Source organism: Streptomyces sp. DSM 40868 (assembly GCF_011820545.1).
Classification (GTDB): Bacteria; Actinomycetota; Actinomycetes; order Streptomycetales; family Streptomycetaceae; genus Streptomyces; species Streptomyces eurythermus.
In genome coordinates this window covers 589,403-610,141 of the sequence record NZ_CP050504.1, presented here as the reverse complement: position 1 = coordinate 610,141, position 20,739 = coordinate 589,403, and the positions used below count along the sequence as shown (strand labels likewise).

Annotated in this window: 17 protein-coding genes; 9 read left to right on the top strand and 8 right to left on the bottom strand. The window is 72.7% G+C overall.

Annotation, left to right across the window (positions count from 1 at the left end):
- Window positions 1–181: 181 nt before the first annotated feature.
- A complete protein-coding gene (locus HB370_RS02740; protein ID WP_051815265.1) occupies window positions 182–1,729 on the top strand; it encodes an SDR family oxidoreductase in 1,548 nt (515 codons plus the stop codon).
- Between the two features lie 72 nt (window positions 1,730–1,801).
- Here HB370_RS02740 and HB370_RS02735 read toward each other — a convergent pair whose 3' ends face one another.
- The gene (locus tag HB370_RS02735) at window positions 1,802–3,007 is read right to left on the bottom strand and encodes a spore photoproduct lyase family protein (RefSeq protein WP_030776464.1); all 1,206 of its coding nucleotides are present in this window, start codon (window positions 3,005–3,007) and stop codon (window positions 1,802–1,804) included.
- Between the two features lie 371 nt (window positions 3,008–3,378).
- Window positions 3,379–3,777: a nuclear transport factor 2 family protein gene (locus HB370_RS02730; RefSeq protein WP_030776466.1), complete on the bottom strand. Its 399-nt coding sequence runs from the start codon at window positions 3,775–3,777 to the stop codon at window positions 3,379–3,381.
- Window positions 3,778–3,924: 147 nt separating this feature from the next.
- Between HB370_RS02730 and HB370_RS02725 the strand changes: the two genes are divergently transcribed.
- Both HB370_RS02725 and HB370_RS02720 read left to right on the top strand, forming a co-directional pair.
- A complete protein-coding gene (locus HB370_RS02725; protein WP_244405374.1) occupies window positions 3,925–4,473 on the top strand; it encodes a TetR/AcrR family transcriptional regulator in 549 nt (182 codons plus the stop codon).
- A 211-nt stretch (window positions 4,474–4,684) separates the two neighbouring features.
- Entirely contained in the window at window positions 4,685–6,256 is a 1,572-nt protein-coding gene (locus HB370_RS02720; protein ID WP_078637322.1) for an alpha-L-arabinofuranosidase B, read from the top strand.
- Between the two features lie 184 nt (window positions 6,257–6,440).
- On the opposite strand, the gene HB370_RS02715 is transcribed toward HB370_RS02720, so the two are convergent.
- The 4 genes from HB370_RS02715 to HB370_RS02700 form a co-directional block, all read right to left on the bottom strand.
- Window positions 6,441–7,763 carry an SGNH/GDSL hydrolase family protein gene (locus HB370_RS02715; RefSeq protein WP_030776474.1) on the bottom strand — a complete coding sequence of 441 codons (1,323 nt, stop codon included), beginning with the start codon at window positions 7,761–7,763 and terminating at the stop codon, window positions 6,441–6,443.
- A 44-nt stretch (window positions 7,764–7,807) separates the two neighbouring features.
- Window positions 7,808–9,319, bottom strand: coding sequence for a sodium:solute symporter family protein (locus HB370_RS02710; protein ID WP_030776475.1), 1,512 nt, complete (start codon window positions 9,317–9,319; stop codon window positions 7,808–7,810).
- 110 nt (window positions 9,320–9,429) lie between these two features.
- Window positions 9,430–10,704 carry a glucarate dehydratase family protein gene (locus HB370_RS02705; protein WP_030776477.1) on the bottom strand — a complete coding sequence of 425 codons (1,275 nt, stop codon included), beginning with the start codon at window positions 10,702–10,704 and terminating at the stop codon, window positions 9,430–9,432.
- Window positions 10,701–11,606, bottom strand: coding sequence for a 5-dehydro-4-deoxyglucarate dehydratase (locus HB370_RS02700; protein ID WP_030776480.1), 906 nt, complete (start codon window positions 11,604–11,606; stop codon window positions 10,701–10,703). Before HB370_RS02700 ends, HB370_RS02705 begins: the two co-directional genes overlap by 4 nt.
- 367 nt (window positions 11,607–11,973) lie before the next feature.
- Between HB370_RS02700 and HB370_RS02695 the strand changes: the two genes are divergently transcribed.
- Entirely contained in the window at window positions 11,974–13,134 is a 1,161-nt protein-coding gene (locus HB370_RS02695; RefSeq protein ID WP_030776483.1) for a cytochrome P450, read from the top strand.
- A 174-nt stretch (window positions 13,135–13,308) separates the two neighbouring features.
- Here the strand turns inward: HB370_RS02695 and HB370_RS02690 are convergent, their stop codons facing one another.
- Entirely contained in the window at window positions 13,309–15,042 is a 1,734-nt protein-coding gene (locus tag HB370_RS02690; RefSeq protein ID WP_030776486.1) for a SpoIIE family protein phosphatase, read from the bottom strand.
- Window positions 15,043–15,667: 625 nt separating this feature from the next.
- Between HB370_RS02690 and HB370_RS02685 the strand changes: the two genes are divergently transcribed.
- Together HB370_RS02685 and HB370_RS02675 are read left to right on the top strand one after the other, a co-directional pair.
- Window positions 15,668–15,811 (top strand): ATP-dependent DNA ligase, encoded by a 144-nt coding sequence (locus HB370_RS02685; RefSeq protein ID WP_167345720.1) that lies wholly within the window; start codon window positions 15,668–15,670, stop codon window positions 15,809–15,811.
- A 372-nt stretch (window positions 15,812–16,183) separates the two neighbouring features.
- On the top strand, window positions 16,184–16,474 hold the full coding sequence (locus HB370_RS02675) for a cytochrome d ubiquinol oxidase subunit II (protein ID WP_030776495.1): 291 nt from the start codon (window positions 16,184–16,186) through the stop codon (window positions 16,472–16,474).
- 120 nt (window positions 16,475–16,594) lie between these two features.
- Here HB370_RS02675 and HB370_RS02670 read toward each other — a convergent pair whose 3' ends face one another.
- Window positions 16,595–17,728 (bottom strand): acyl-CoA dehydrogenase family protein, encoded by a 1,134-nt coding sequence (locus HB370_RS02670; RefSeq protein WP_244405372.1) that lies wholly within the window; start codon window positions 17,726–17,728, stop codon window positions 16,595–16,597.
- A 245-nt stretch (window positions 17,729–17,973) separates the two neighbouring features.
- Between HB370_RS02670 and HB370_RS02665 the strand changes: the two genes are divergently transcribed.
- From HB370_RS02665 to HB370_RS02655, 3 genes are read left to right on the top strand one after another with little or no spacing between them, the layout of a single operon-like run.
- A complete protein-coding gene (locus HB370_RS02665) occupies window positions 17,974–18,282 on the top strand; it encodes an acyl carrier protein (RefSeq protein ID WP_037700246.1) in 309 nt (102 codons plus the stop codon).
- Complete coding sequence (locus tag HB370_RS02660; RefSeq protein ID WP_244405370.1) at window positions 18,279–19,496, top strand: acyl-CoA dehydrogenase family protein; 1,218 nt, start codon at window positions 18,279–18,281, stop codon at window positions 19,494–19,496. Before HB370_RS02665 ends, HB370_RS02660 begins: the two co-directional genes overlap by 4 nt.
- Window positions 19,493–20,668: a hypothetical protein gene (locus tag HB370_RS02655; protein WP_051815267.1), complete on the top strand. Its 1,176-nt coding sequence runs from the start codon at window positions 19,493–19,495 to the stop codon at window positions 20,666–20,668. The genes HB370_RS02660 and HB370_RS02655 overlap by 4 nt, the downstream gene beginning before the upstream one ends.
- The last annotated feature ends 71 nt before the right edge of the window (window positions 20,669–20,739 follow it).

Sequence of the window (20,739 nt, the reverse complement as noted above, 5' to 3'; positions counted from 1 at the left end):
GGGGGCTGCCGGCCGCGACCGGACCGTCGGCCTCCGCCCGTTCCCTGCTCTCCCGTACGGTCGCCCCCTCACCCGATCGGCCCGCGCCCGGGCGCTCCCGGCCGTATGGGCGCACGGTGGAGACGGGTGGCGGGCGCCGCGACGGCGGCTTGCCCGCGGGCGGAGACGGAAGGGAGCGGCCATGAGCGACGACACGACCCCGGCCGGCGACCCGGCGGGTGGCGGCCTGACCTGCCTGGTGACCGGGGCCACGGGCTACATCGGCGGCCGGCTGGTGCCGGAGCTGCTCGACGCCGGACACCGGGTGCGCTGCCTGGTCCGCACCCCGGAGAAGCTGCGCGACCACCCATGGGCCGGCCGGGCGGAGATCCTCCGGGGTGACGTGACCGACGCCGAGTCCGTGGCCCGGGCGATGGACGGCGTGGACGTGGCCTACTACCTCGTGCACGCCCTCGGCACCGGCCGCGGGTTCGAGGAGACCGACCGCGCGGCGGCCCGGATCTTCGGCGCGCAGGCCCGCCGGGCCGGCGTCGGCCGGCTCGTCTACCTGGGCGGCCTCACCCCCGCTTCCGTGCCCGGACACGAGCTGTCCCCGCACCTGCGCTCCCGCGCCGAGGTCGGCCGGATCCTGCTCGCCTCGGGCGTCCCCACGGCCGTGCTCCGCGCCGCCGTGATCATCGGCTCGGGCTCCGCGAGCTTCGAGATGCTGCGCTACCTCACCGAACGGCTGCCGGTGATGGTCACTCCGCGCTGGGTGCACACCCGGATCCAGCCCATCGCCGTACGGGACGTCCTCCGCCTGCTCACCGGCTGCGCCCGCCTGCCGCGCGAGGTGAACCGTGCCTTCGACATCGGCGGTCCGGAGGTGCTGACGTACCTCGACATGATGCGCCGCTACGCCTCGGCGGCGGAGCTGCCCCGACGGCTGATCCTGCCCGTTCCCGTTCTCACCCCCCGGCTGTCCAGCTACTGGGTGGGCCTGGTGACGCCGGTCCCGGCCTCGATCGCCCGCCCCCTGACCGAGTCCCTGCGCCACGAGGTGGTGTGCCGCGAGAACGACATCGAGCGGTACGTGCCCAGCCCGCCCGGACACCCGATCGGCTTCGACCGCGCCGTCCGGCTGGCCCTCCAGCGCATCCGCGACGCCCAGGTCACCACCCGGTGGTCGTCGGCCTCCGTGCCCGGCGCGCCCAGCGACCCGCTGCCCACCGACCCCGACTGGGCGGGCGGCAGCCTCTACACCGATGTACGCGAACGCGACGCGGATGTCTCGCGGGAGGCGTTGTGGGAGGTCGTCGAGGGCATCGGCGGAGAGCACGGCTGGTACTCCTTTCCCCTGGCGTGGGCGGTGCGGGGCTGGCTCGACCGGCTGGTGGGCGGCGTCGGGCTGCGCCGGGGCCGCCGTGACGCCCGGCACCTCAGGACGGGTGACTCCCTGGACTTCTGGCGGGTCGAGGAGATCGCGCACGGCCGGCTGCTGCGGCTGCGCGCCGAGATGCGGCTGCCCGGCCTGGCCTGGCTGGAGATGAGCGTGGACGGCGACGACGGCGGACCGGTCCGGTACCGGCAGCGGGCGCTGTTCCACCCCCACGGACTCCTCGGCCACCTGTACTGGTGGAGCGTCTCGCCCTGGCACGCGGTCGTCTTCGGCGGCATGGCCCGCAACATCGTCCGCACCGCCGAGCGCGCGGCACCGCCACCCCGGGGGCGTGGGGCCGACGCGTCCTGAGCCGCTACGGCGCCCGGGAGCACGGGAGCCGGGTCCCGGCGTGCCACCGGAAGGGGCTGACACCCTCGCGGGTCAGAAGGCGTACCGGATGCGCAGCCAGGGCGCGTGGGCCGCGACCAGGCCGCGCAGGGTGCGTACGGCCCGTGCCTTGACCTGGTCGCCGTAGCGGACGTTCAGCGCGCCGTTCTGCGAGCGCTTGTCCTGTTGCAGCTCCGGCCGCCACAGCAGCTCCTCGGCCCGGGGATGCCAGCCCAGGTTGACCTGGTGCAGGTCCCGGTTGTGGGTGAGGAGGATCACCTCGGCGGCGGCCTGCCGTTTGACCCGGCCGGGCAGGACGTCGTCCAGCTGCCGGAGCACCTCGCTCCAGGCTTCCTCCCAGCCGGGGCGCAGCACCACGGGGGAGAGGTTGAAGTGGACCTCGTAACCGGCGTCCAGGAAATCCGCAGCGGCGGCGATCCGGTCGCCCACCGGCGAGGTCCGTACGTCCAGCAGCCGCGAGTCCGCGGCGGGCATCAGCGAGAAACGGATCCGGGTGCGGCCCCGGGGGTCGAGCGCCAGCAGGTCCGGGTTGACGAACTTGGTGGCGAAGGACGCCTTCGCGGTGGGCCAGCCCCGGAAGACGCGCACCAGGTCCGCGGTGTTGTCGCTGATCAGCGCGTCCACCGAGCAGTCGCCGTTCTCCCCGATGTCGTACACCCAGGCCGACGCGTCGCACTGGTTCGGTTCCGGCTTGCGTCCCTGGCGGGCGATGTGCCGGGCCAGGTGGGCGATGATGGCGTCGATGTTGGTGAAGACGGTGACGGGGTTGGCGTACCCCTTGCGGCGCGGGACGTAGCAGTAGGCGCAGGCCATGGCGCACCCGTTGGAGGGGCCGGGGGCGATCCAGTCGGCGGACCGTCCGTTGGGCCGTGTGGCCAGCGTCTTCCGCTCGCCCAGGACCAGCGTCTCCCCCTTGACCCGCACCCAGCGCTCGATGTTGCCCTCGTTGCCGTGCAGCCCCGGGATGCGCCAGTGGGAGTCCACCTCGATCAGCTCGGCGTCCGGGAAGCGGGCGAGGATCTGGCGGCCGCGCGCGGAGGACGCGGCGGCCGGTTCCGCGTAGATCGTCCGGACGGGCAGCAGACGACGGGCCGCGGCGGACTCGCGGAACGGCGGGCGGTCGTCCGGGCCGGGTCCCGTGCCGCCGCGCCCGGGTGCCCCCGGGGCGGTGTCCAGCGCGTCGAGGCCGAACAAGGCGTCGAGGCCGTCGTCGCCGGGGTCTGCGGGGTGGTACGTCATGCGCGTCTGCCGAACAGTAGGGAGGGGCCGTGGTGGGGGAGGGCCACGTCCACTGTAGGCGTTTCGTCCGGGTCCGCCGGATGATCTTCTTTACACCGGGGCCGGCCGAGCAGGTTCCGGTTCCGCGTGGTGCCGTACCGGTCGCCGGAACGCCCGCGCCGCCGGGGAGAGGTCCCCCGCCTCCGAGCCGGCGGGGGAGAAGGCCAGCGCCGGCGTCCGGTGCAGAGGAGGGTGCAGCGGCCGGGCCACGACGGCACCCTCGGTGTTCTGCCATGCCCCTCGGCCGAGCGTCGGCGCGATGCTGACACCGAGCCCGCTGCCGACCGTCGTGACGATCGCCGCGGCAGGCCGGTTGCCCCGGGCCGGCGTCGTCAGACGAAGAAGGCGTTCATGCCGGGCACGTCCGAGAGGTAGGTCTCGATGCTCGCGATCCGGCCGTCGCGCAGACGGCAGACGGTGGAGAGGTGTTCGTCCAGCCGGAGATCGCCCCGCCGGGCGGTGTTGTGCAGGGACAGTGCCATGTTCTCCCGGCTGACCAGGATGTGCAGCAGCCGGAAGTCGAGACCGTAGGAAGCGATCTTCCGGGCGCGTTCCACGACGGCGTCGGCGCCCACGGCCGTACCGGAGATGGTGTTGTCGCCGGGCAGCGTCCAGGTGGCGTCGTCGGTGAGCAGGGACCGGATGCCGTCCCAGTCACCGGCGGCGAGGAAGGCGTGGAACCTCGTGCCGAGCTGGTGCGCGGCCTGGTACGGGTCCTCGTACGAGGGCATGGCTCCTCCATGGAAGAGTGGCTAAAGCAGCGATCTTTGCGTTAGTCAGCCTAGGTGGCCCGCTGGCTAAAGCACAACTCTTTGCTTTAGGGTGGGAGGGTGCCCGCCAAAAGCAAAGACAGCCGTCCCGGAGGCAGAAGTGCCCGGGTGCGTACCGCCGTCCACCGCGCGGTGGTGGAACTCGTCCACGAAGTCGGCGCCGACAAGGTGACCATCCCCGCGGTGGCGCGCCGCGCCGGTGTCAACCCCAGCTCCGTGTACCGCCGTTGGGGCACGGCCTCCGCCCTCCTCGCGGACGTGGCCGACCGGCGTCAGGACGAGGAGGCGCCCGAGCTGCTCGGTGATCTCCGCGAGGACCTGGAGCGGGTGGCGGTCTGGACGCTCGCGGACCTGTCCCGGCCGGGCGGTGTGGCGTTCTTCCGCGCGGACGTGGCGCCGGACGTGGACGAACGCCGGGCCGGACTGCGCGCCTGCCTGGAGCGGGTCAGCGCTCGCTTCCGGGCGCCGCTGGACGCCGCCGCCGAGCGCGGCGAGGTGGCGCCCCCGCTGGAGCGCGTACTCGACCGGGTGGTCGCCCCCCTCTATTTCCGGGTCGTGTTCTCGGTCCCGGGGACGGATGAGCGGTACGCGCGCGACCTGGTCGCCGAGCTGTGCGCCCCCGGCCCGGACGCCCCGGGTGATCGCGGTCGCCGCTGACCTCCGGTTCCGGTGGTCGAAGTATCGGACGTGCGCGATCTGTTGACACCCTTCGGGCGCTTCCTATCATCAAACCTTGTCCGCTGATGCGATCAATGCCCGAAATATCGAACCGTGTTGTTGTGCGTGGTGTTGTCATGCGCATGACCTACTGGTCCATGGGTTGGTGGTGGGACGCCACCGGCCCCCCGACTCCCTCAGGAGACCGCTCATGTCTGTGACACCGGCCCGCCCCGGACGGGCCCGGCCGCTCGCCCTGCTGGCCCTCGTGCTGGCCCTGGCCACGGCCCTGCTCGGCGGCAGGGCCGCCGCCGAGGGCGACGCCGTGGCCGCCGGCTCGCTGCCCTGTGACCTGTACGCGGCCGGCGGCACCCCCTGCGTGGCCGCGCACGGCACCACCCGCGCCCTGTACTCCGCGTACGGCGGCCGTCTCTACCAGGTGAAACGTGCCTCCGACGGCGCCACCCGGGACATCGGCGCGCTCGGCGCGGGCGGTTACGCCGACGCCGCCGCGCAGGACTCCTTCTGCGCGGGCACGAGCTGCCTGATCACCGTCGTCTACGACCAGTCCGGCCGCGGCAACCACCTCACCCAGGCGCCCCCCGGCGGCTTCCAGGGCCCCGCCGCCGGCGGCTACGACAACCTCGCCGAGGCGTCCGCCGCACCGGTCACCGTCGGCGGCCACAAGGCGTACGGCGTCTTCATCGCCCCCGGCACCGGCTACCGGAACAACAACACCAACGGGATCGCGACCGGGGACCAGCCGGAAGGCATGTACGCGCTCCTCGACGGCAGCCACTACAACAGCGGTTGCTGCTTCGACTACGGCAACGCCGAGACCAACAGCCGGGACAACGGCAACGGCACCATGGAGACCATCTACTTCGGCAACAGCAAGGCCTGGGGCTACGGCACCGGCAACGGCCCCTGGGTCATGGCCGACCTCGAGAACGGCCTGTTCTCCGGGGTCAACCGCGGCTACAACGCCAACGACCCCAGCGTCGGCCACCGGTTCCTCACCGCCGTGGTCAAGGGCGGCCCCAACCACTGGGCGATCCGGGTCGGCAACGCCCGGTCGGGCGGCCTGTCCACCTACTACGACGGACCGCGCCCCAACGCCTCCGGCTACAACCCGATGAAGAAGGAAGGGGCCATCATCCTCGGCATCGGCGGTGACAACAGCAACAGTTCCGCCGGCACCTTCTACGAAGGCGTGATGACGTCCGGCTACCCGTCCGACGCCACCGAGAACGCCGTACAGGCCAACATCAACGCGGCCGGGTACGCGACGTCCCCTCCGGCGGGCGCGCCCACCGTGGGTTCCAGGGTCTCGCTGCGGGCCACCACCTCCTGCTGCACGACCGACTACCTCCGGCACAACACGGCCGACAACAACGCCGCCATCGGCGCGGTCTCCTCGTCCAGTCCGACCGCCGACAAGGCCGCCGCGACCTGGATCGTGCGCGCCGGCCTGGGCGACGCCTCGTGCGTCTCCTTCGAATCCGCCGACAAGCCGGGGCAGTACCTGCGCCACTACGACTTCCGGCTGCGCGTCGACGCCCTCGACAGCAGCGCGCTGGCCAGGCTGGACGCCACGTTCTGCCCGCAGCCGAGCCACAACGGCCAGGGCGTGTCCCTCCGGTCCGCCAACTACCCCGGCGACTTCGTGCGCCACTACGAGTACGGCGCCTATGTCGCGAGCCACGGCGGCTCCCACGCCTGGGACAGCGCCACCGCCTGGGCCGACGACACGAGCTGGGTCGTCACCTCCCCCTGGGCCTGACGCCCGCCCCGCGACACCCGCACTCCGGCCGTGCCACCGCCCCGGTGGCACGGCCGCCGTGTGCCGTCGTGCGGGCGCCACCACCGTCTCCTTGACGGGCGTGCGTGCCGCCGAGGCGACGGCCGGTCCCCTCCGTCCCCGGGGGACCGGCCGTCCGTGGCTGTTGCTCGTCGTCAGGCGTCGCTCACCGGTGGAACAGGGCGAACGGGACGGCGTCGGCCAGGGCCTGGTACCCGGCCGGGTTGAGGTGGAGGTGGTCACCGGTGTCGTAGGCCGGCCGCAGCCGGCCGGGGGCCTCCGGGTCGCGGACCGCGCGGTCGAAGTCGATGACGGCGTCGAACCCGCCGCCGGTGCGGATCCACTGGTTGACCTGCTGCCGGGCCGACTCGTGGGCGCCGGCCGGATCGTCGTAGCCGTTGCCGCCGAAGGGGGTGAGGGTGGCGCCGTAGACCTCGATGCCCTGGGCGTGGGCGCGGGTGACGATCTGCCGGTAGGCGCCGATGAGTTCGTCCGCGATCCGCCGCGCGTCCGCCGGGGAGGTGCCGGCGGTGCCGATGTCGTTGACGCCCTCGAAGACGATGAGCCGGTCGACGCCGCTCCGGGCGAGGACGTCCCGGTCCAGCCGGGCGAGGGCGTTCGGGCCCAGCCCGTCCCGCAGGACGCGGTTGCCGCCCGCCGCCTCGTTGACGACGGCGATGTCCGCCGTGCCGGGGCGGGACGCCAGCCGTGACCGCAGCCGGTCCGGCCAGCGGTCGTTGCCGTTGGTCGTGGATCCGCGGCCGTCGCTGAGCGAGTCGCCGAGGACGACGGTGGCGGAGGCGGCCCGCCGCGACCACACCTCCAGCCCGCTCAGGAAGTACCAGTGGTCGACGGTCGTGGCACCGGGCAGGTCCGCGTCGTCCAGGTGGTCGCCGGCGAGCAGGTGGGACGTCGTGCGGGATCCGGGGTGCGAGGTGATGGCGGTGGATGCCTGTCCGTGCGCGAGGTACAGCGTCACGGTGAGGTTGCTGCCCGGCGCCACGTCGAAGTCCAGCGGGTCACTGACCGCCTGTGCGCCCTGCGGGATGTCGAAGCCCGGCTGCCCGCCGAACGTCACCCGCCGGGAGCTGCCCGGCACGATCGCGCCGACGCCCGCCCTGCCGTCGGCCGGGCGGGCCACGGAGACGGCGGTGACGGGCAGGTCGGCCCCGCCGAAGGCGTTGGACAGGCGCAGCCGTATGCGTTTGCCGCCCGGCCCGACGTGCACGGTCTGCCGCAGGGTGGCGTTGTCGAACACGCGGTCGCTCTGGGTGAACGGCGCCGGGGGCATGTTGCCCGGCTCGGTCAGCTGGGGCATGGACGCCCAGGTGTCCGTCCACTGCCCGCTCCCGGCCGTCACGGTCGCGGGCCGCGCGGGAGCGGCTGCACCGCTTCGCGGGCCGTCCGCGCCGGACGACGCGTGGGGGGAGAGGCCCACCGTGGCGGCGATCGCCGCGGCGGCGGCCGCGAATGACGCTGCTCGCTTCATGAGAAGGTTCCTCCGACTGGTCTGGTTGCTGGGGCTGGTGGGTGTCAGGCCCGCTTCGCCACGGGGCGTGCGGCCGTGCCGGATCCGGGCTCCGGGCCGGAGACCGCCGCCACCACGGCGTCCGCCTCCGCGTCCGGTTCGGGCAGCAGCAGGCCGAGGCCCGCGTAGACGACGAGCGAGGTGACCAGCGGGGTGACGACCACCGTGGTCTGCGAGGCGCCGTCCAGGCCGTACTTGACGAAGAAGTAGCCGCCGAGACCGAGTGCCCACGACGTGAGGGCCGCCCGGGGCCCGCAGCGGCGGAAGGCGGGCAGCAGCCCGAGCAGCATCGGAATGGAGATCGGGCCCATGACGGCCGCGACCATGCCGACGATGATGCCGAGGACTCCGCCGAAGTGGTCGGCCTCGATGGCCACGACCATGGAGACGGTGATGAAGACGACCGTGACCACCCGCGCCGCCCGCAGTCCGCGCGCCGTGCTCACTTCGCGGAAACCGGGCAGGACGGCGGGCAGGATGTCCCGGGTGACCACCGCCGAGATGGCGTTCGCGTCCGAGGAGGCCATGGCCATGGTGTGCGAGAACATGCCCGCCAGGGTCAGCCCCACCAGGCCCACGGGCAGATACGACTGTGCCATCAGGGCGTACGTCTGCTGCGGGTCGGCGATGTGCGGCATGAGCACCGGCGCGGCGACCGCCGGCAGCAGCAGTACGGCCGGCCACACCAGGTAGAGGGCCGCCGACAGGCCGGCCGAACGGCGGGCGGAGCGCGGGGAGTCGGTGGCCATGTACCGCTGGGCCAGGTTCCACATGCCGCCGTTGTACTCGAAGAGCTTCACGACGACGTACGCGGTCAGGAAGCCCGCCGTGTACGGGCCGACGAGGGGGTCGGTGTGCCCGGCCGGCAGCCGGTGCCACAGCGTGCCGAGGCCGGAGACGCCGCCGAGCCGGTCGAGGACGACCCACATCATCGACAGCGCGGCCACGCCCTGGATGACGAACTGCCCGAACTCGGTGAGCGCGTCCGCCCACAGCCCGCCGACCGTGCAGTACAGCAGGGTGACGACGCCGGTCAGCAGGATGCCGTTGGTCATCGACATACCGGTGAAGACCTTCAGCAGCACGGCCACCGAGGCCCACTTGGCGGCCACGTCGAAGACCTTGAGCAGGGCACCGCTCCACGCCAGCGCCTGCTGGGTGGGCAGGTTGTAGCGGCGCACCAGGTACTCCAGCGGGGAGGCGACCTGGTAGCGCTCGCGCAGCCGGTTCCACCGGGGGGCGAACAGCCAGGCGCCGACGCCGGTGCCCAGGGCGAGCGGCAGGAAGGCCCAGACGTAGACGGTGATGCCGTAGTCGTAGGCGACCGCGGCGTACGCGACGAAGACGGCGGCGCTGTAGCCGGACATGTGGTGCGAGATGCCGGTCAGCCACCAGGGCATCCGGCCGCCGCCGGTGAAGTAGTCGGACACGTCGTCGACACGCCGGTGCGACCACAGGCCGATCAGGAGCATCACCAGGAAGTAGGCGCCTACGGCGGCCCAGTCGAGCCAGTGCATGGGAGGACCTTCTTGTCGTGAACGGCGGGGGCGTACGGACGTCGAGAACGGCGGGCAGGCGTACGGACGTCGAGGCGGACCGGGCGGACCGGGCCGGGGTCCGCCGTGGGTCACCAGCGCGGTGACTTCTTCTCGTACGACGGGTCCAGTCGGCGCATGTACCCGGTGTCGTCCCGGTTGCGCAGGCCGCAGCGCAGGTACTGCTCGTGCAGCCGGGCCAGCGCGTCCCGGTCCAGTTCCACGCCGAGGCCGGGGGAGCGGGGGACGGCGACCGCGCCGGCGCGGAAGCCGAGCACGCCCGGGACGATCACGTCCTCCGCCGGGTCCTTCCACGGCCAGTGCGTGTCGCAGGCGTACGTGAGGTTCTCGGTGGCGGCGGCCAGGTGTGTCATCGCGGCCAGACTGATGCCGAGATGGGAGTTGGAGTGCATGGACAGCCCCATGCCGAAGGTGGCGCAGATCCCGGCGAGCAGCTTGGAGCGGTGCAGGCCGCCCCAGTAGTGGTGGTCGGACAGCACGACCCCGACCGCGTCGTCGCGCACCGCGGAGGGCAGTTCGTCGAAGGCGACCACGCACATGTTGGTGGCCAGCGGCATCGGGGCCTCCCGGGCGACCCGGGCCATGCCCTCCTGGCCGGGGGTCGGGTCCTCCAGGTACTCCAGGACGCCTTCCAGCCGACGGGCCACCTTCAGCGAAGTCTCCACGGTCCAGGCGGCGTTGGGGTCCAGACGCAGCGGGATGCCGGGAAACGCCCGGCGGAGCTCGAGAACCGCCTCCACCTCCTGCTCGGGCGGCATCACACCGCCCTTGAGCTTGATCGCCCCGAAGCCGAACCGCTCCACCATGCGCCGGGCCTGCGCCACGATGCCGTACGGGTCCAGGGCGGGCCCCCACTCGTCGGGCTCGTGTCCGGGATGCGCGGCCCACTTGTAGAACAGGTAGGCGCTGAAGGGGACTTCGTCACGGACGGCGCCGCCGAGCAGATCGCTGACGGGGCGGCCGGCGGCACGGCCCTGGATGTCCAGGCAGGCCACCTCGAACGGGGAGAAGACCCGGTCGACCGTGCTGCTGGTGGTGATCATGCCGGTCAGGCCGTGACCGTCACCGCCCCGGTCGTCGCCGGTCAGCTCGGCGATCCGGCGGCGCATCGCGCCGAGGGCGTGGACGTCCATGCCGGTGAGGACGTCGGCCGCCGAGCGCAGCCGGCGCAGGTGACCCTCGTCGGCATAGGTCTCGCCCAGACCGGCGATGCCCTGATCAGTCGTCACCTCGATCACGGCGCGCAGCGCGTAGGGTTCGTGGACGCCGACGGCGTTGAGCAGGGCGGGGTCCTTGAACGCCACCGGTGTGATGTCGACGCGGCTGATCCGCAGGGCCTCGCTCATCGGATCGCCGCCCCCCTCGCGATGATCTCCTCCAGTTCGGCGAGGTGCCCGGGCGTCGGATCGGTCAGCGGTGGGCGCACCCCTCCCACGTCGAGGCCGCGCAGCCGGACGCCCGCCTTGACCAGGGCCACCGCGTAGCCGGGCACGCGTTCGCGCAGCGCGACGAGCGGGTGGAAGAAGCCGGCCAGCAGCCGCCGGACCAGTTCGTCGTCGCCGGTGGTGAGGGCGCGGTGGAAGGCGAGGGCCGTCTCGGGGGCGAAGCAGAACGCCGCCGACGAATACAGGTCGACGCCGATGCCGCGGTAGGCGAGTTGGGTGCCCTCGGCGGTGGGCGTCCCGTTGAAGAACTGGAAGTCCCGTCCGCCGGTGGCGGGGTCCGCCCGGACGGCGGTCACGATCCGGGCCAGCAGCTCCAGGTCGCCGGTGCCGTCCTTCAGGCCCACCACCCGTGGCAGGCGCGCCACTTCGACGGCCGCCGGGACGTCGAACCGGGCGGTGCCGCGCTGGTAGACGATCACCGGCAGGGAACCGGCGGCGACGACCTCGCGCACATAGGCGACCAGCCCGGCGGGTGGTCCCGCGACCAGGTACGGCGGCATCAGCAGCAGCCCGTCGGCGCCGGCCTCCTCGGCGGCCCGCGCGTACTGCCGGGCCAGGGGCAACGGCCCGCCGGTGCCCGCGAACACGGGAACCCGGCCGGCCGTCACGCGCACCGCCGTGCGCACCACGGAGGCGAACTCCGCCAGGTCCAGCGCGTGGAACTCCCCGGTCCCGCAGGCGACGAAGACACCACCGGCTCCGGACTCGATCCCCGCTCTGAGATGATCCGAAAGTTTCGCCGTGTCTATCGAACCATTTCCCGCGAACGGGGTGACGGGAAAGAAGAGAATGCCCTTCAGCACGCTGACCTCATCCGGTGACTGTCACATATGTGAATGGCCGACATGATGACGAATGGTGGGAGGGAATGTATGGTCAGCCGCCGAGCCGGGTCAAGGTGTGTGCAGGGTCTGTCTGGCCTGTTGGGTGACGAGCTTGAGCGGTCACTCGGGGTGCGGCCGGTCGAATGGTCGGCGAAACTTTCGAAAGTGGCGCGCGTCAAGCGACTGAACGCGGGCCTATTTGTCAATCTATATGCTCTTTACCTCGCGTGGGTGATAGCGGTGTCATGTCGGTTTTCCGCACACCAGGGCGGGGATCGGCCGGGCAGAGGGACAGCTCGGACAGGCCCGGTGTCCCCGCCGAGAGACTCGCCGAGGAGATGACTCGATGAGAATCGGAGAAAAGCGCCGGTTCCGGCGAGATCCCCTGAAGTGCATCGACATCCTCCGTCGCCGCAGCGGGGCGGACGTGTTCCGGCTTCCCCACGGCGGCTATTGCGTCAGGGACGCGGGTCTGGCGCAGACGCTGCTGCGCAGCCCGGAATACCACACGGGGAAGTCGGGATTCTTCAACGAGCTGCTGTCCACGCGGGACGCACAGGTCGAAGTCGGCCACGCGGTACGGAACTTCCTGCGCGCGGGCCTGCCGCGATACCGTGCCGAGCTGACCCCGGCGGTGACCGCGCTCCCGGAGGTCAGCCGCTGGCCCGCCGCCGGCAACACGCTGGTGCACCGATGCCTGGCCGACCTGCTGCTGCGCCCCCAAAGCCCGGTCAGGACAGGCGGGTTGACCGATCGGGCGATGCGCGGGGGAGTGGTGTTCCACGCACCGCGGGCCTGGCAGCGAGCGCGGGCGGAGTTCCCGCGGGCCCGGCTGCTCGCCGCCCTGACCGACGAGGTCCGCCACCGTCGGCAACACCCCGCCGACGAACCCCGTGATGTGCTGGACGCCCTGCTCGGTGTCTGCCCTCCCGCCGAGGTGACCGACCGGACGCTGGCCGAGCTGCACTGGCTGATGTACCGGGCGATCGTGGTTCCCCTCAGCGCTTCGCTGGCATGGTCGGTGCTGCTGGGCTGCCTGCGCCACACCTCGGACGAGCCATGGCCCTGGCCCGCCGACCAGGTCGTGCGGGAGGCGCTCCGGCACCGCCCGGTACCTTGGCTGCTCGGCCGCACCGTCCCGCACGCCGTCGAACTCGGTGGCGTCGCCTTCCGGCCCGGCGACCTCCTCTCCGCCTGCCCGTACCTGATGCACCACGAGGAGGGCCGGTGGACCGCCCCCGACGAGTTCCGTCCCGAACGCTGGGCGGAGCCCGGCGAACACGGCTCCTACGTACCGTTCGGCGCGGGCCCCTACAGCTGTGCCGGCGCGGCGGTGGCGCAGACCCTGCTGACCGAGTCGCTGACCGCGCTCACCCGTGACGCCCGTCTGACCGTCACCGGCGGCGACACCCGCGCGGTCATCTCCGAAGGCAATGTTCCGCGACCGTTCGTCCTCCACCGCACCCCACGCCCCGGGGGACTCGCGCACGACAGGGAAGGGAGGTGAACAGCCATGGCCGCATCGATGCGACGCATCTTCAGCAACAAGCCCGCCCGCCGCTGGTACTGGTACTGAGCACCAGGGCAAGGGGGCCCGGAAGCCGGACCCGGCTTCCGGGCCGTCCCGGGCCCGGCGGGGAGGCGTCAACGGCACAAGGGTCCGTCCGGCCGGCCCCCCCAGTCATCTCGCGGTGGGTTCGAGCGGGATGCGCAGAGCGAGGAGGGCGACGTCGTCGTCGTTGTCTTCGGGACGGACCCGGCGCAGGAGGTGGTCGGTGAAGGCCGCCAAGGGGCGGTGGGCAAGGGCGGCTGCGTGCTGGCGCAGTCGGCCCAGGCCCTCGTCCAGGGAGTGACCGGCTGATTCGATGAGGCCGTCGGTGTACAGCAGGAGGGTGGATCCGGGGGGTAGCACGAGGGTGGCGTCGGGGCGGGATTCGCGGACTCCGGTACCCAGGAGGATGCCGTGGCCGTCGGTGAGGTAGTGGGTGAGGCCGTTCCGGGTGATGAGCAGGGGCGGTGGGTGGCCTGCGTTGGTCCAGCACAATTCCCAGTGGCCGTTGCCGGTGGTGTCGAGGCGGGCGAAGATCATGGTGGCCATGGGCACGTTGGTGATGTGTGTGACGGCCTCGTCGAGTCGTTCGACGATGCGGCTGGGCGGATCTTGCCGGGACCAGGCGTAGGCGCGGAGCATGTTGCGTACCTGGGCCATGCCGGCGGCGGCTTCCAGGTCGTGGCCCACGACGTCCCCGATGGTCAGGGCGGTGGCATTGTCGGACAGGCGGAAGGCGTCGTACCAGTCGCCGCCGACCTGGGAGGCGTCGGGTGCGGGCAGATAGCGGGCGATCATCTGCGGCCCGCCCAGGCTGGGCAGCCGGGGCAGCAGGTGGTTCTGCATGGTCTCGGCGACCTTGCGCTGGCGCTGGTAGAGGCGTGCGTTGTCCACGGCGAGCGCGGCGCGACGTGCGATGTCCTCGATCAGGGGGAGGTCCGCGGTGGTGAAGTCGCCCGTCCGGTCGGCGCGGCCCAGCGTGAGGGCCCCCAGAACGTCCCGGGCGCTGCGGAGGGGGACGATGGCGGCGGAGCGGATGCCGGTCGCCTCGAAGAGGCGCCGCTGTTCGACCGCGATGCCGGAATCCGGAGTCTGCTGGTAGGTCTCGGGGCCGGCCACGGTGGAGGCGACTCCGCGCAGTGCTCTGGACAGGGGCATGGGGGACTGCTCCGGCACCGGAGGCATGGGCCCTTCGAGCTCCTCGTGGTGCTTCAGGGTATGGCCGTCTGCATGGACCACGGTGTTGCGCCACACTTCGTCGCCCTGGGTGATCAGATCGATGATCACCCAGTCCGCCAGCCGAGGCGCGACCAGCCCCACGAGCCGGCGCAGCGCCTCCTGGACGTCCAGGGTGGAGGTCAGCTGTGTGGTGGTCTCCGCCAGCAGGGCCAGACGCTCGAGCTCTGTCAGCGGCTGCGGCCGCGGGACGGGCCCGGTGTGTTGCCGGTCGTCGGCTGGTTGCCGGTCGGTGTGGAAGACGACGAGGGTGGCGGTTTCCGAGCCCTGGATGTCGTAGGGGGTGACCAGCCATGAGACCGGCAGCAGAGAGTCGTCGCCGCGCGAGAACCAGTCCCCTGCGGCCTGCGCCGGATTCCTGGCGTGGAACGCCTGCCGCATGCTGCACCGGCTGGTCGGCATCGGCTGGCCGTGGGCGTCGCGGTGGAGCAGATCGTGCGCGTCCCGCCCGACCAGTTCCGCGGCCGGCCGGGCCAGCAGTTGTTCGGCACGTGCGTTGACCGCGATGATGCACCCCTTGTCATCCACCACGTACGCCCCCGCGCCGATGGCGGCCAGTGCCCCCGCCAGCGCGGTGCCCCCTGCTCCAGGGGGCCGCTGGTCGACGCTCCTGGTGCGCTCCGGCTCCATCACCGCGTGTGCCTCCTTCGTGACCGCCGGTCGTGCCGCCGGCCTGCCGCGCGCTTGCGCTCTCCCGCATTCCTTTCCCGAGTTCCCCGATGTACAGGTCAGCCGGCCTCCCTCTGTGCGTGGCGCCGTCAGCCGCACGTGTGCCGGGCTGCCGGGCACCGGGCCGGGGGAGGACAGCGGAGGGCCTGATGCCGGCGAGAGGCAACGACGGCGGAGGTGGACGCGGGGTACGACGAGTGCTCGCCCGCGTCCGCGGACCCGCGAGTACGCCGACCGGACCGGACGGCCACGATCACCGGTGCCGCTCCGGGTGCGCCGGACCGAGGAGCCGTCGATGTTCTCGCCTCCCGGTCGTCCGGCCGGTGGGACGGACGCCGGCCGGAGGCGAGCAGCAGCCGGGGAAGCTGTGGGGTGGAGGGGCTGCGTTTCAAGCGGCTCGACGAGCCTCGCCGACCGGTGCGGTCGTGGCAGGTGCGACGAGGCGGGTCGCGACAGAGGTCATCGTCCGGGCCGTCACCGGCCCCCGATGCCGTGCCACGGAGTACACCGGCCGCAGCACCCGGGCGCCCATCCCGGGGAAGGCCACACGTGCCGCTCCGGGTGGGGAACGCGGCAGACACTGGATGTGCGCCTGCTGCAGCCCGATGCGGTGACGGAGGTCGCCGTTGGTGTCGTCCGCGACGCGACGGCGCGGTGGCGGCGTCAGGCCCGCCCGCACGACGTCCGCCCGCACGTCGACGTGGCGCGGGGGCCGCTGTACGGCGAGTGACCCGTGGTGCCGACGTACTGGTCAGGGCGGTCGCCGGAGCAGTGGAGGCGGCAGCTGACGCCGGGGCCCGGATGCGCGGGGTTCGCCGGGGCGCGGATCGTACAGGGCACGGCCGCCGGGCCACCGGGAGAGTTCGGTGGGCCCGGGCGACGCCGTCGTCGACTTTCTCGGTCCGCCGGCCGTGGGCGTCCAGCAGCAGGCCGTCCAGCGGCCCGCCGACCAGTTCGGCGCAGGTCCGGTGCGGCAGCGGGCCGGGGCAGGGGTTGTCGTGGTCCACGCCGTGGAGGTCCTGCACGCGGACGCCCCCAGCTGTTCCACGGACTCACCCATCGGGCGCTGCCGCTGGTCGTTCTCAGCGCGATCAGCGGCGTCATGGGCCTCGCCCTGCTGACCCGGCGGCGCCACGTCGCCGCCCGTGGAGCGGCCGCACTGGCCGTCGCCGCGATCCTGTGGGCGTGGGGCGCGGCCCGGTACCCGGCCATGCCGGTAGGCGGCGTCACCGTGGACCAGTCCGCCTCCCGGCCCGCCGTCCTCTCCGCCCGCCTCATCGCCCTCGCCTGCGGTGCGGTGCTGGTGATCCCGGCCCTGTGGCTGCTGTACGCGACCTTCCAGCGGGCCCACACCGGCGAAGCGCCGCGTACGCGTGGCCGTAGCTCCTCCTGATCCGCGGGACGCGGAGCAGGGAGGCGGCCGTGGCGGCCGGGAGCGGTGGCTCTCGCGACAGGAAGGGGCTACGGATGACGGAGACCATCCGGGCGTTCGCGCCGTTCGCCGCCCTCCCGGTCACAACGAACTCGCCACCATCTCCAGCATGACCTCGTTCGTCCCTCCGTAGATCCGCTGCACCCGCAGATCGTCACGCATCCGCACGAGCGGGAACTCCGGGTCGTGCGCGGCGGTTTCGCCGAGGGCGTCCAGGCAGCGGTCGATGATGTGACCCGTCGTCTCCGTGCACCAGATCTTCGCCATCGACGCCGTCGCCGTGTCCAGCTCCCCGTTCAGTGCCTGCTCCACGCAGTTGTCGAGGAAGGATTCGGCCACCCGCGCCTGCGTCGCGCAGCGGGCGATCTCGAAGCGGACGTGCTGCTGCGCGAAGAGCCCGGCCTCCCGGGCCCGGTCCAGCGTCACGTCCACCGCGCGCCGTGCCGCCGCCACCGCCTCGGCCGCGATGATCAGCCGTTCGCGCGGCAACTGCCGCATGAGCATGAGGAATCCGGCGCCCTCCCGGCCGAGCAGGTTCCCGGCCGGCACCAGCGCGTCCTGGAAGTACAACGGCGCGGTGTCGGAGGTGTGCTGGCCGAGTTTGGCCAGCCGCCGGCCCCGCCGCAGCCCGGGGGTGCGGTCGGCCTCCACCACCAGCAGCGACATGCCGCGGGTCCCGGCGCCCGGGTCGGTGCGGACCGCGGTGACGATCAGGTCGGCGCTGGAGCCGTTGGTGATGAACATCTTGCTGCCGTCGACCCGGTAGCCGTCGTCCCCGCGCACCGCCGTCGTGCGGATCCCGCGCAGATCGGACCCGGCGTCGGGCTCGGTGAGGGCCAGCGCGCCGACCAGGTCGCCCGAGCACATCCCGGGCAGCCAGCGGAGCTTCTGCTCCGGGGTGCCGTACTGCTCGATGTACTGGGCCACCACCCCGCTGTGCATGGAGTTCCCGAAACCGTGCTCGCCCACCCGCACCTGCTCCTGGAAGATCACCAGATCGTGGGCGAGGGTCCCGCCACCGCCCCCGTACCGCTCGGACACGGAGGCGCCGAGCAGGCCCAGCGAGCCCGCCTTGCGCCAGAAGTCCTTCTCCACGCCGCCCCGGCGCTCCCACTCGGCCCGCCGGGGCACGGCCTCGTCGGTGAAGAAGGAACGGGCGAGTTCCCGGACCGCAAGTACGTCATCGGTCATCCAGCGGCGAACGTTCTGAGCCACGTTGTGTGCCACTCCTCCAAGGTCCCCCGGTCCCGGGGCCGTCGGCCACGGCGCTGCAGGCCGAGCGGCCGCACGCCTCCGGCCACGGACATCGACCACACCATCAAACACCGCCATTCCCCGGTGAGTTGGCAACCAGTCATGCCTGGCCGAAAGAACCCGGTAGCCGGCAGGGGACGTTGTGGCGCCCGATCACGGTTGTTACAGTGCCGCCGTCTCTGGTCGAGATACGGGGGTGATCGGTTATGCCGTCTTCCGCAGCCGTGATCGAGCGGGATCTGTTGCAGTTTCTCGAAACTGTCGCACGAGAGAGTGTCCGCGGTCCGGACGACGATCTTTTCGCCGGGGGTTATCTCAACTCGCTGGGCGCTCTGGAACTCGTCGCCTTCCTCGAGGGCCAGTATGGAATAGCGGTCGAGGTGGAAGACCTCGATCTGGACAACTTCCGTTCGGTGACCAGGATTGTCGACTTCGTCCTGGCGAAACGTTCTGCCCGTGAACAGGGTGGCGCACCGGGGGCCGCCGCCGCGGCCCCGGGCGGGGGCGGGCGGTGACCGAGCGCCTGCCCCGCACCGAACCGAACAACTCCACCGAGCCGAACGACTCCACCGAGCCGAACGACTTCACCGAACCGAACCACTTCACCGAAGGAATCCGGCAGGCCGCGGCGGAGTGGGACACGGCCGGCGGACCGCCCCGGGACATGGCGGAGCGGATGGCCAAGGCCGGTCTCCTCGGCGCCGACCTGCCCGCCGGCTACGGCGGCTCCGCCCGCTCCGCACTCCAGCTCGGCGAACTGACCGCCGCGCTCGGTGCCGTGTGCACCTCGCTGCGCAGCCTGCTCACCGTGCAGGCCATGGTGGCCGCCGCCGTGCTGCGCTGGGGCACCGAGGAACAGCGGCACACCTGGCTGCCCGCCCTCGCCTCGGGCGAGCGGATCGCGGGCCTCGCCGTCACCGAGGCGGACGCGGGAAGCGACCTGAACGCCGTCCGGACCACCATCGAGCGCGACGGCGGCCGACTGCGGATCAGCGGACACAAGCTCTGGGTGACCTACGGCGAGTGGGCCGACGTCCTGCTGGTCCTGGGCCGCGAGGGCGACCGCCCGACCGCGGTCCTGGTCGAGACCGACCGTCCCGGAGTGGAACGGGAACCGGTCTCCGGCCAGCTCGGGCTGCGCGGTGCCCGGATCGCGCACATCCGGTTCCGGGACGTGGAGGTGCCGGCCGGAAACCGGGTCGCGCCACCGGGGTTCGGCCTCTCCCACGTGATCGGCACGGCACTGGACCACGGCAGGTTCACGGTCGCCTGGGGGTGCGTGGGCATGGCCCGCGCGTGCCTCGACGAGGCCGCCGGCCATGTGCTGACCCGCCGTCAGAACGGTGTCGCGCTCGCTGAACACGAGCTGGTGCGGGCGAAGATCGCCGAGATGCACCTGGCCGCGGAATCGGCCCGGGCGCTGGCAGAGCGGGCGGCCCGGCTGCGGGACGACCGTGCCCCGGACGCGGCCTCGGCGACGTTCGCCGCGAAATACGCCGCCGCCCGCGCGGCGGCCTCCGTCAGCCAGGACGCGGTGCAGCTCCAGGGCGCCGCCGGATGCGCACCCGACAGCCTGGCCCAGCGGTTCTTCCGGGACGCCAAGGTCATGCAGATCATCGAGGGCGCCGACGAGGTGGCCCTGCTGCGGGTCGCCGAGCACGTCCTGGGCGGACGCCGGGCCCGGACCGCCCCCGGGCGGAACCCGGCCGGAAGCGGGGCGGCACGATGAGCGCGTACGCCGACGCGCGGGCCGGGATACACATCGGGCCCGTCCACTTCTGGCACCCCGAACACACCCTGGCCGTCACCGACCTGCCCGAGCGGGCCACCCTGCCGGAGGCACGCGACCGGCAGTTGCTCGCGCTCGGCATCGACCGGGTGCGCGTCGCCGGCGGGCTGACCGAGACCGACCTCGCCGAGCGCGCCGCGCTGGGCGTGCTCGCGGACTCCGGCACCGACCCCGCCGACCTGGACGGGCTGCTGCTCGTGCAGGGCCGCGCCCCGGAATACCTCATGGCCTCCGAGGCCACCCGGCTCCAGCACCGGATCGGCGCCACGCGGGCGCTGACCCTCGGCGTCGGCGACCTGGGGTGTGTGTCCAGCAGCGCCGCCATCGAGATCGGCGCCGCGCTGCTGCGCGGCCGGGGCGGGCCCGGGCGCATCCTCGTCGCGATGGGCGTGCGGGCCGCGGCCACCGCCCGGTACCGCCCGCCGATGACGGTCCTGGGCGACTGCGGCGCCGCGTTCCTGCTCACCACGGGCGACGACGACAGCGGCGGTGTGCTGTCCGCCTCGGGCGGCGACACCGTGGGCGGTGCCCCGTACACCTCGGGCGGCCACACCGTCGGAGCCGCCCCATACACCAGCGGGAGCGGTGGCCCGTACACCCCCGGCGACGAGACCGCCGGCGGAGCCCCGCGTCCCGCCGGCGGCCGGGCCGCCCGCTACCGGCTGCTCGGCCAGGAGCTGCGCAGCGACGGCCGCTACGCCGATCTGTTCCGCATCCGCTACCGCGAGCTGCCGCCCGAGCGGTGGGCCGAGGAGTGCGCGGACGAGAACGCGTACTCCTTCCAGCTCGCCATCGAAAGCCGCAACCGGCTGCGGGACCTCAACGCCGAACTGCTGCGGCGGTGCGCGACCACACAGGACGAACTGGCCGCCGTGGTCATGCAGAACCTGTCCATGGGCGCGTTCGCCTTCTGGCAGGACGCCCTGGGACTGAAGATCGCCGACGTCTGCCGCGACAACCTGGCCGGTCACGGCCATCTCGGCCCGGCGGACGTGCTGATGAACCTGGAGAGCCTGGCTCCGTCCGTGCCCGCCGGCGGCAAGGTGCTGGTGATGAACAGCAGCCCCGTCGCCGCCTGGTGCACCGCGCTCGTGGAGCGGCTGCCCGACTGAGCACGGGGACCCGCCGGTACGACGGCCCGCGCCCCGGGCCGTCCGCCCGGGGCCGCCCCGCGCCACCCGAA

Excerpts from the sequence above, each read along its gene's own strand:
- HB370_RS02740 (WP_051815265.1), top strand. The coding sequence starts at position 182 with ATGAGCGACGACACGACCCCGGCCGGCGACCCGGCGGGTGGCGGCCTG.
- HB370_RS02735 (WP_030776464.1), bottom strand. The coding sequence starts at position 3,007 with ATGACGTACCACCCCGCAGACCCCGGCGACGACGGCCTCGACGCCTTG.
- HB370_RS02730 (WP_030776466.1), bottom strand. The coding sequence starts at position 3,777 with ATGCCCTCGTACGAGGACCCGTACCAGGCCGCGCACCAGCTCGGCACG.
- HB370_RS02720 (WP_078637322.1), top strand. The coding sequence starts at position 4,685 with ATGTCTGTGACACCGGCCCGCCCCGGACGGGCCCGGCCGCTCGCCCTG.
- HB370_RS02715 (WP_030776474.1), bottom strand. The coding sequence starts at position 7,763 with ATGAAGCGAGCAGCGTCATTCGCGGCCGCCGCCGCGGCGATCGCCGCC.
- HB370_RS02710 (WP_030776475.1), bottom strand. The coding sequence starts at position 9,319 with ATGCACTGGCTCGACTGGGCCGCCGTAGGCGCCTACTTCCTGGTGATG.
- HB370_RS02705 (WP_030776477.1), bottom strand. The coding sequence starts at position 10,704 with ATGAGCGAGGCCCTGCGGATCAGCCGCGTCGACATCACACCGGTGGCG.
- HB370_RS02695 (WP_030776483.1), top strand. The coding sequence starts at position 11,974 with ATGAGAATCGGAGAAAAGCGCCGGTTCCGGCGAGATCCCCTGAAGTGC.
- HB370_RS02690 (WP_030776486.1), bottom strand. The coding sequence starts at position 15,042 with ATGGAGCCGGAGCGCACCAGGAGCGTCGACCAGCGGCCCCCTGGAGCA.
- HB370_RS02675 (WP_030776495.1), top strand. The coding sequence starts at position 16,184 with ATGGGCCTCGCCCTGCTGACCCGGCGGCGCCACGTCGCCGCCCGTGGA.
- HB370_RS02665 (WP_037700246.1), top strand. The coding sequence starts at position 17,974 with ATGCCGTCTTCCGCAGCCGTGATCGAGCGGGATCTGTTGCAGTTTCTC.
- HB370_RS02655 (WP_051815267.1), top strand. The coding sequence starts at position 19,493 with ATGAGCGCGTACGCCGACGCGCGGGCCGGGATACACATCGGGCCCGTC.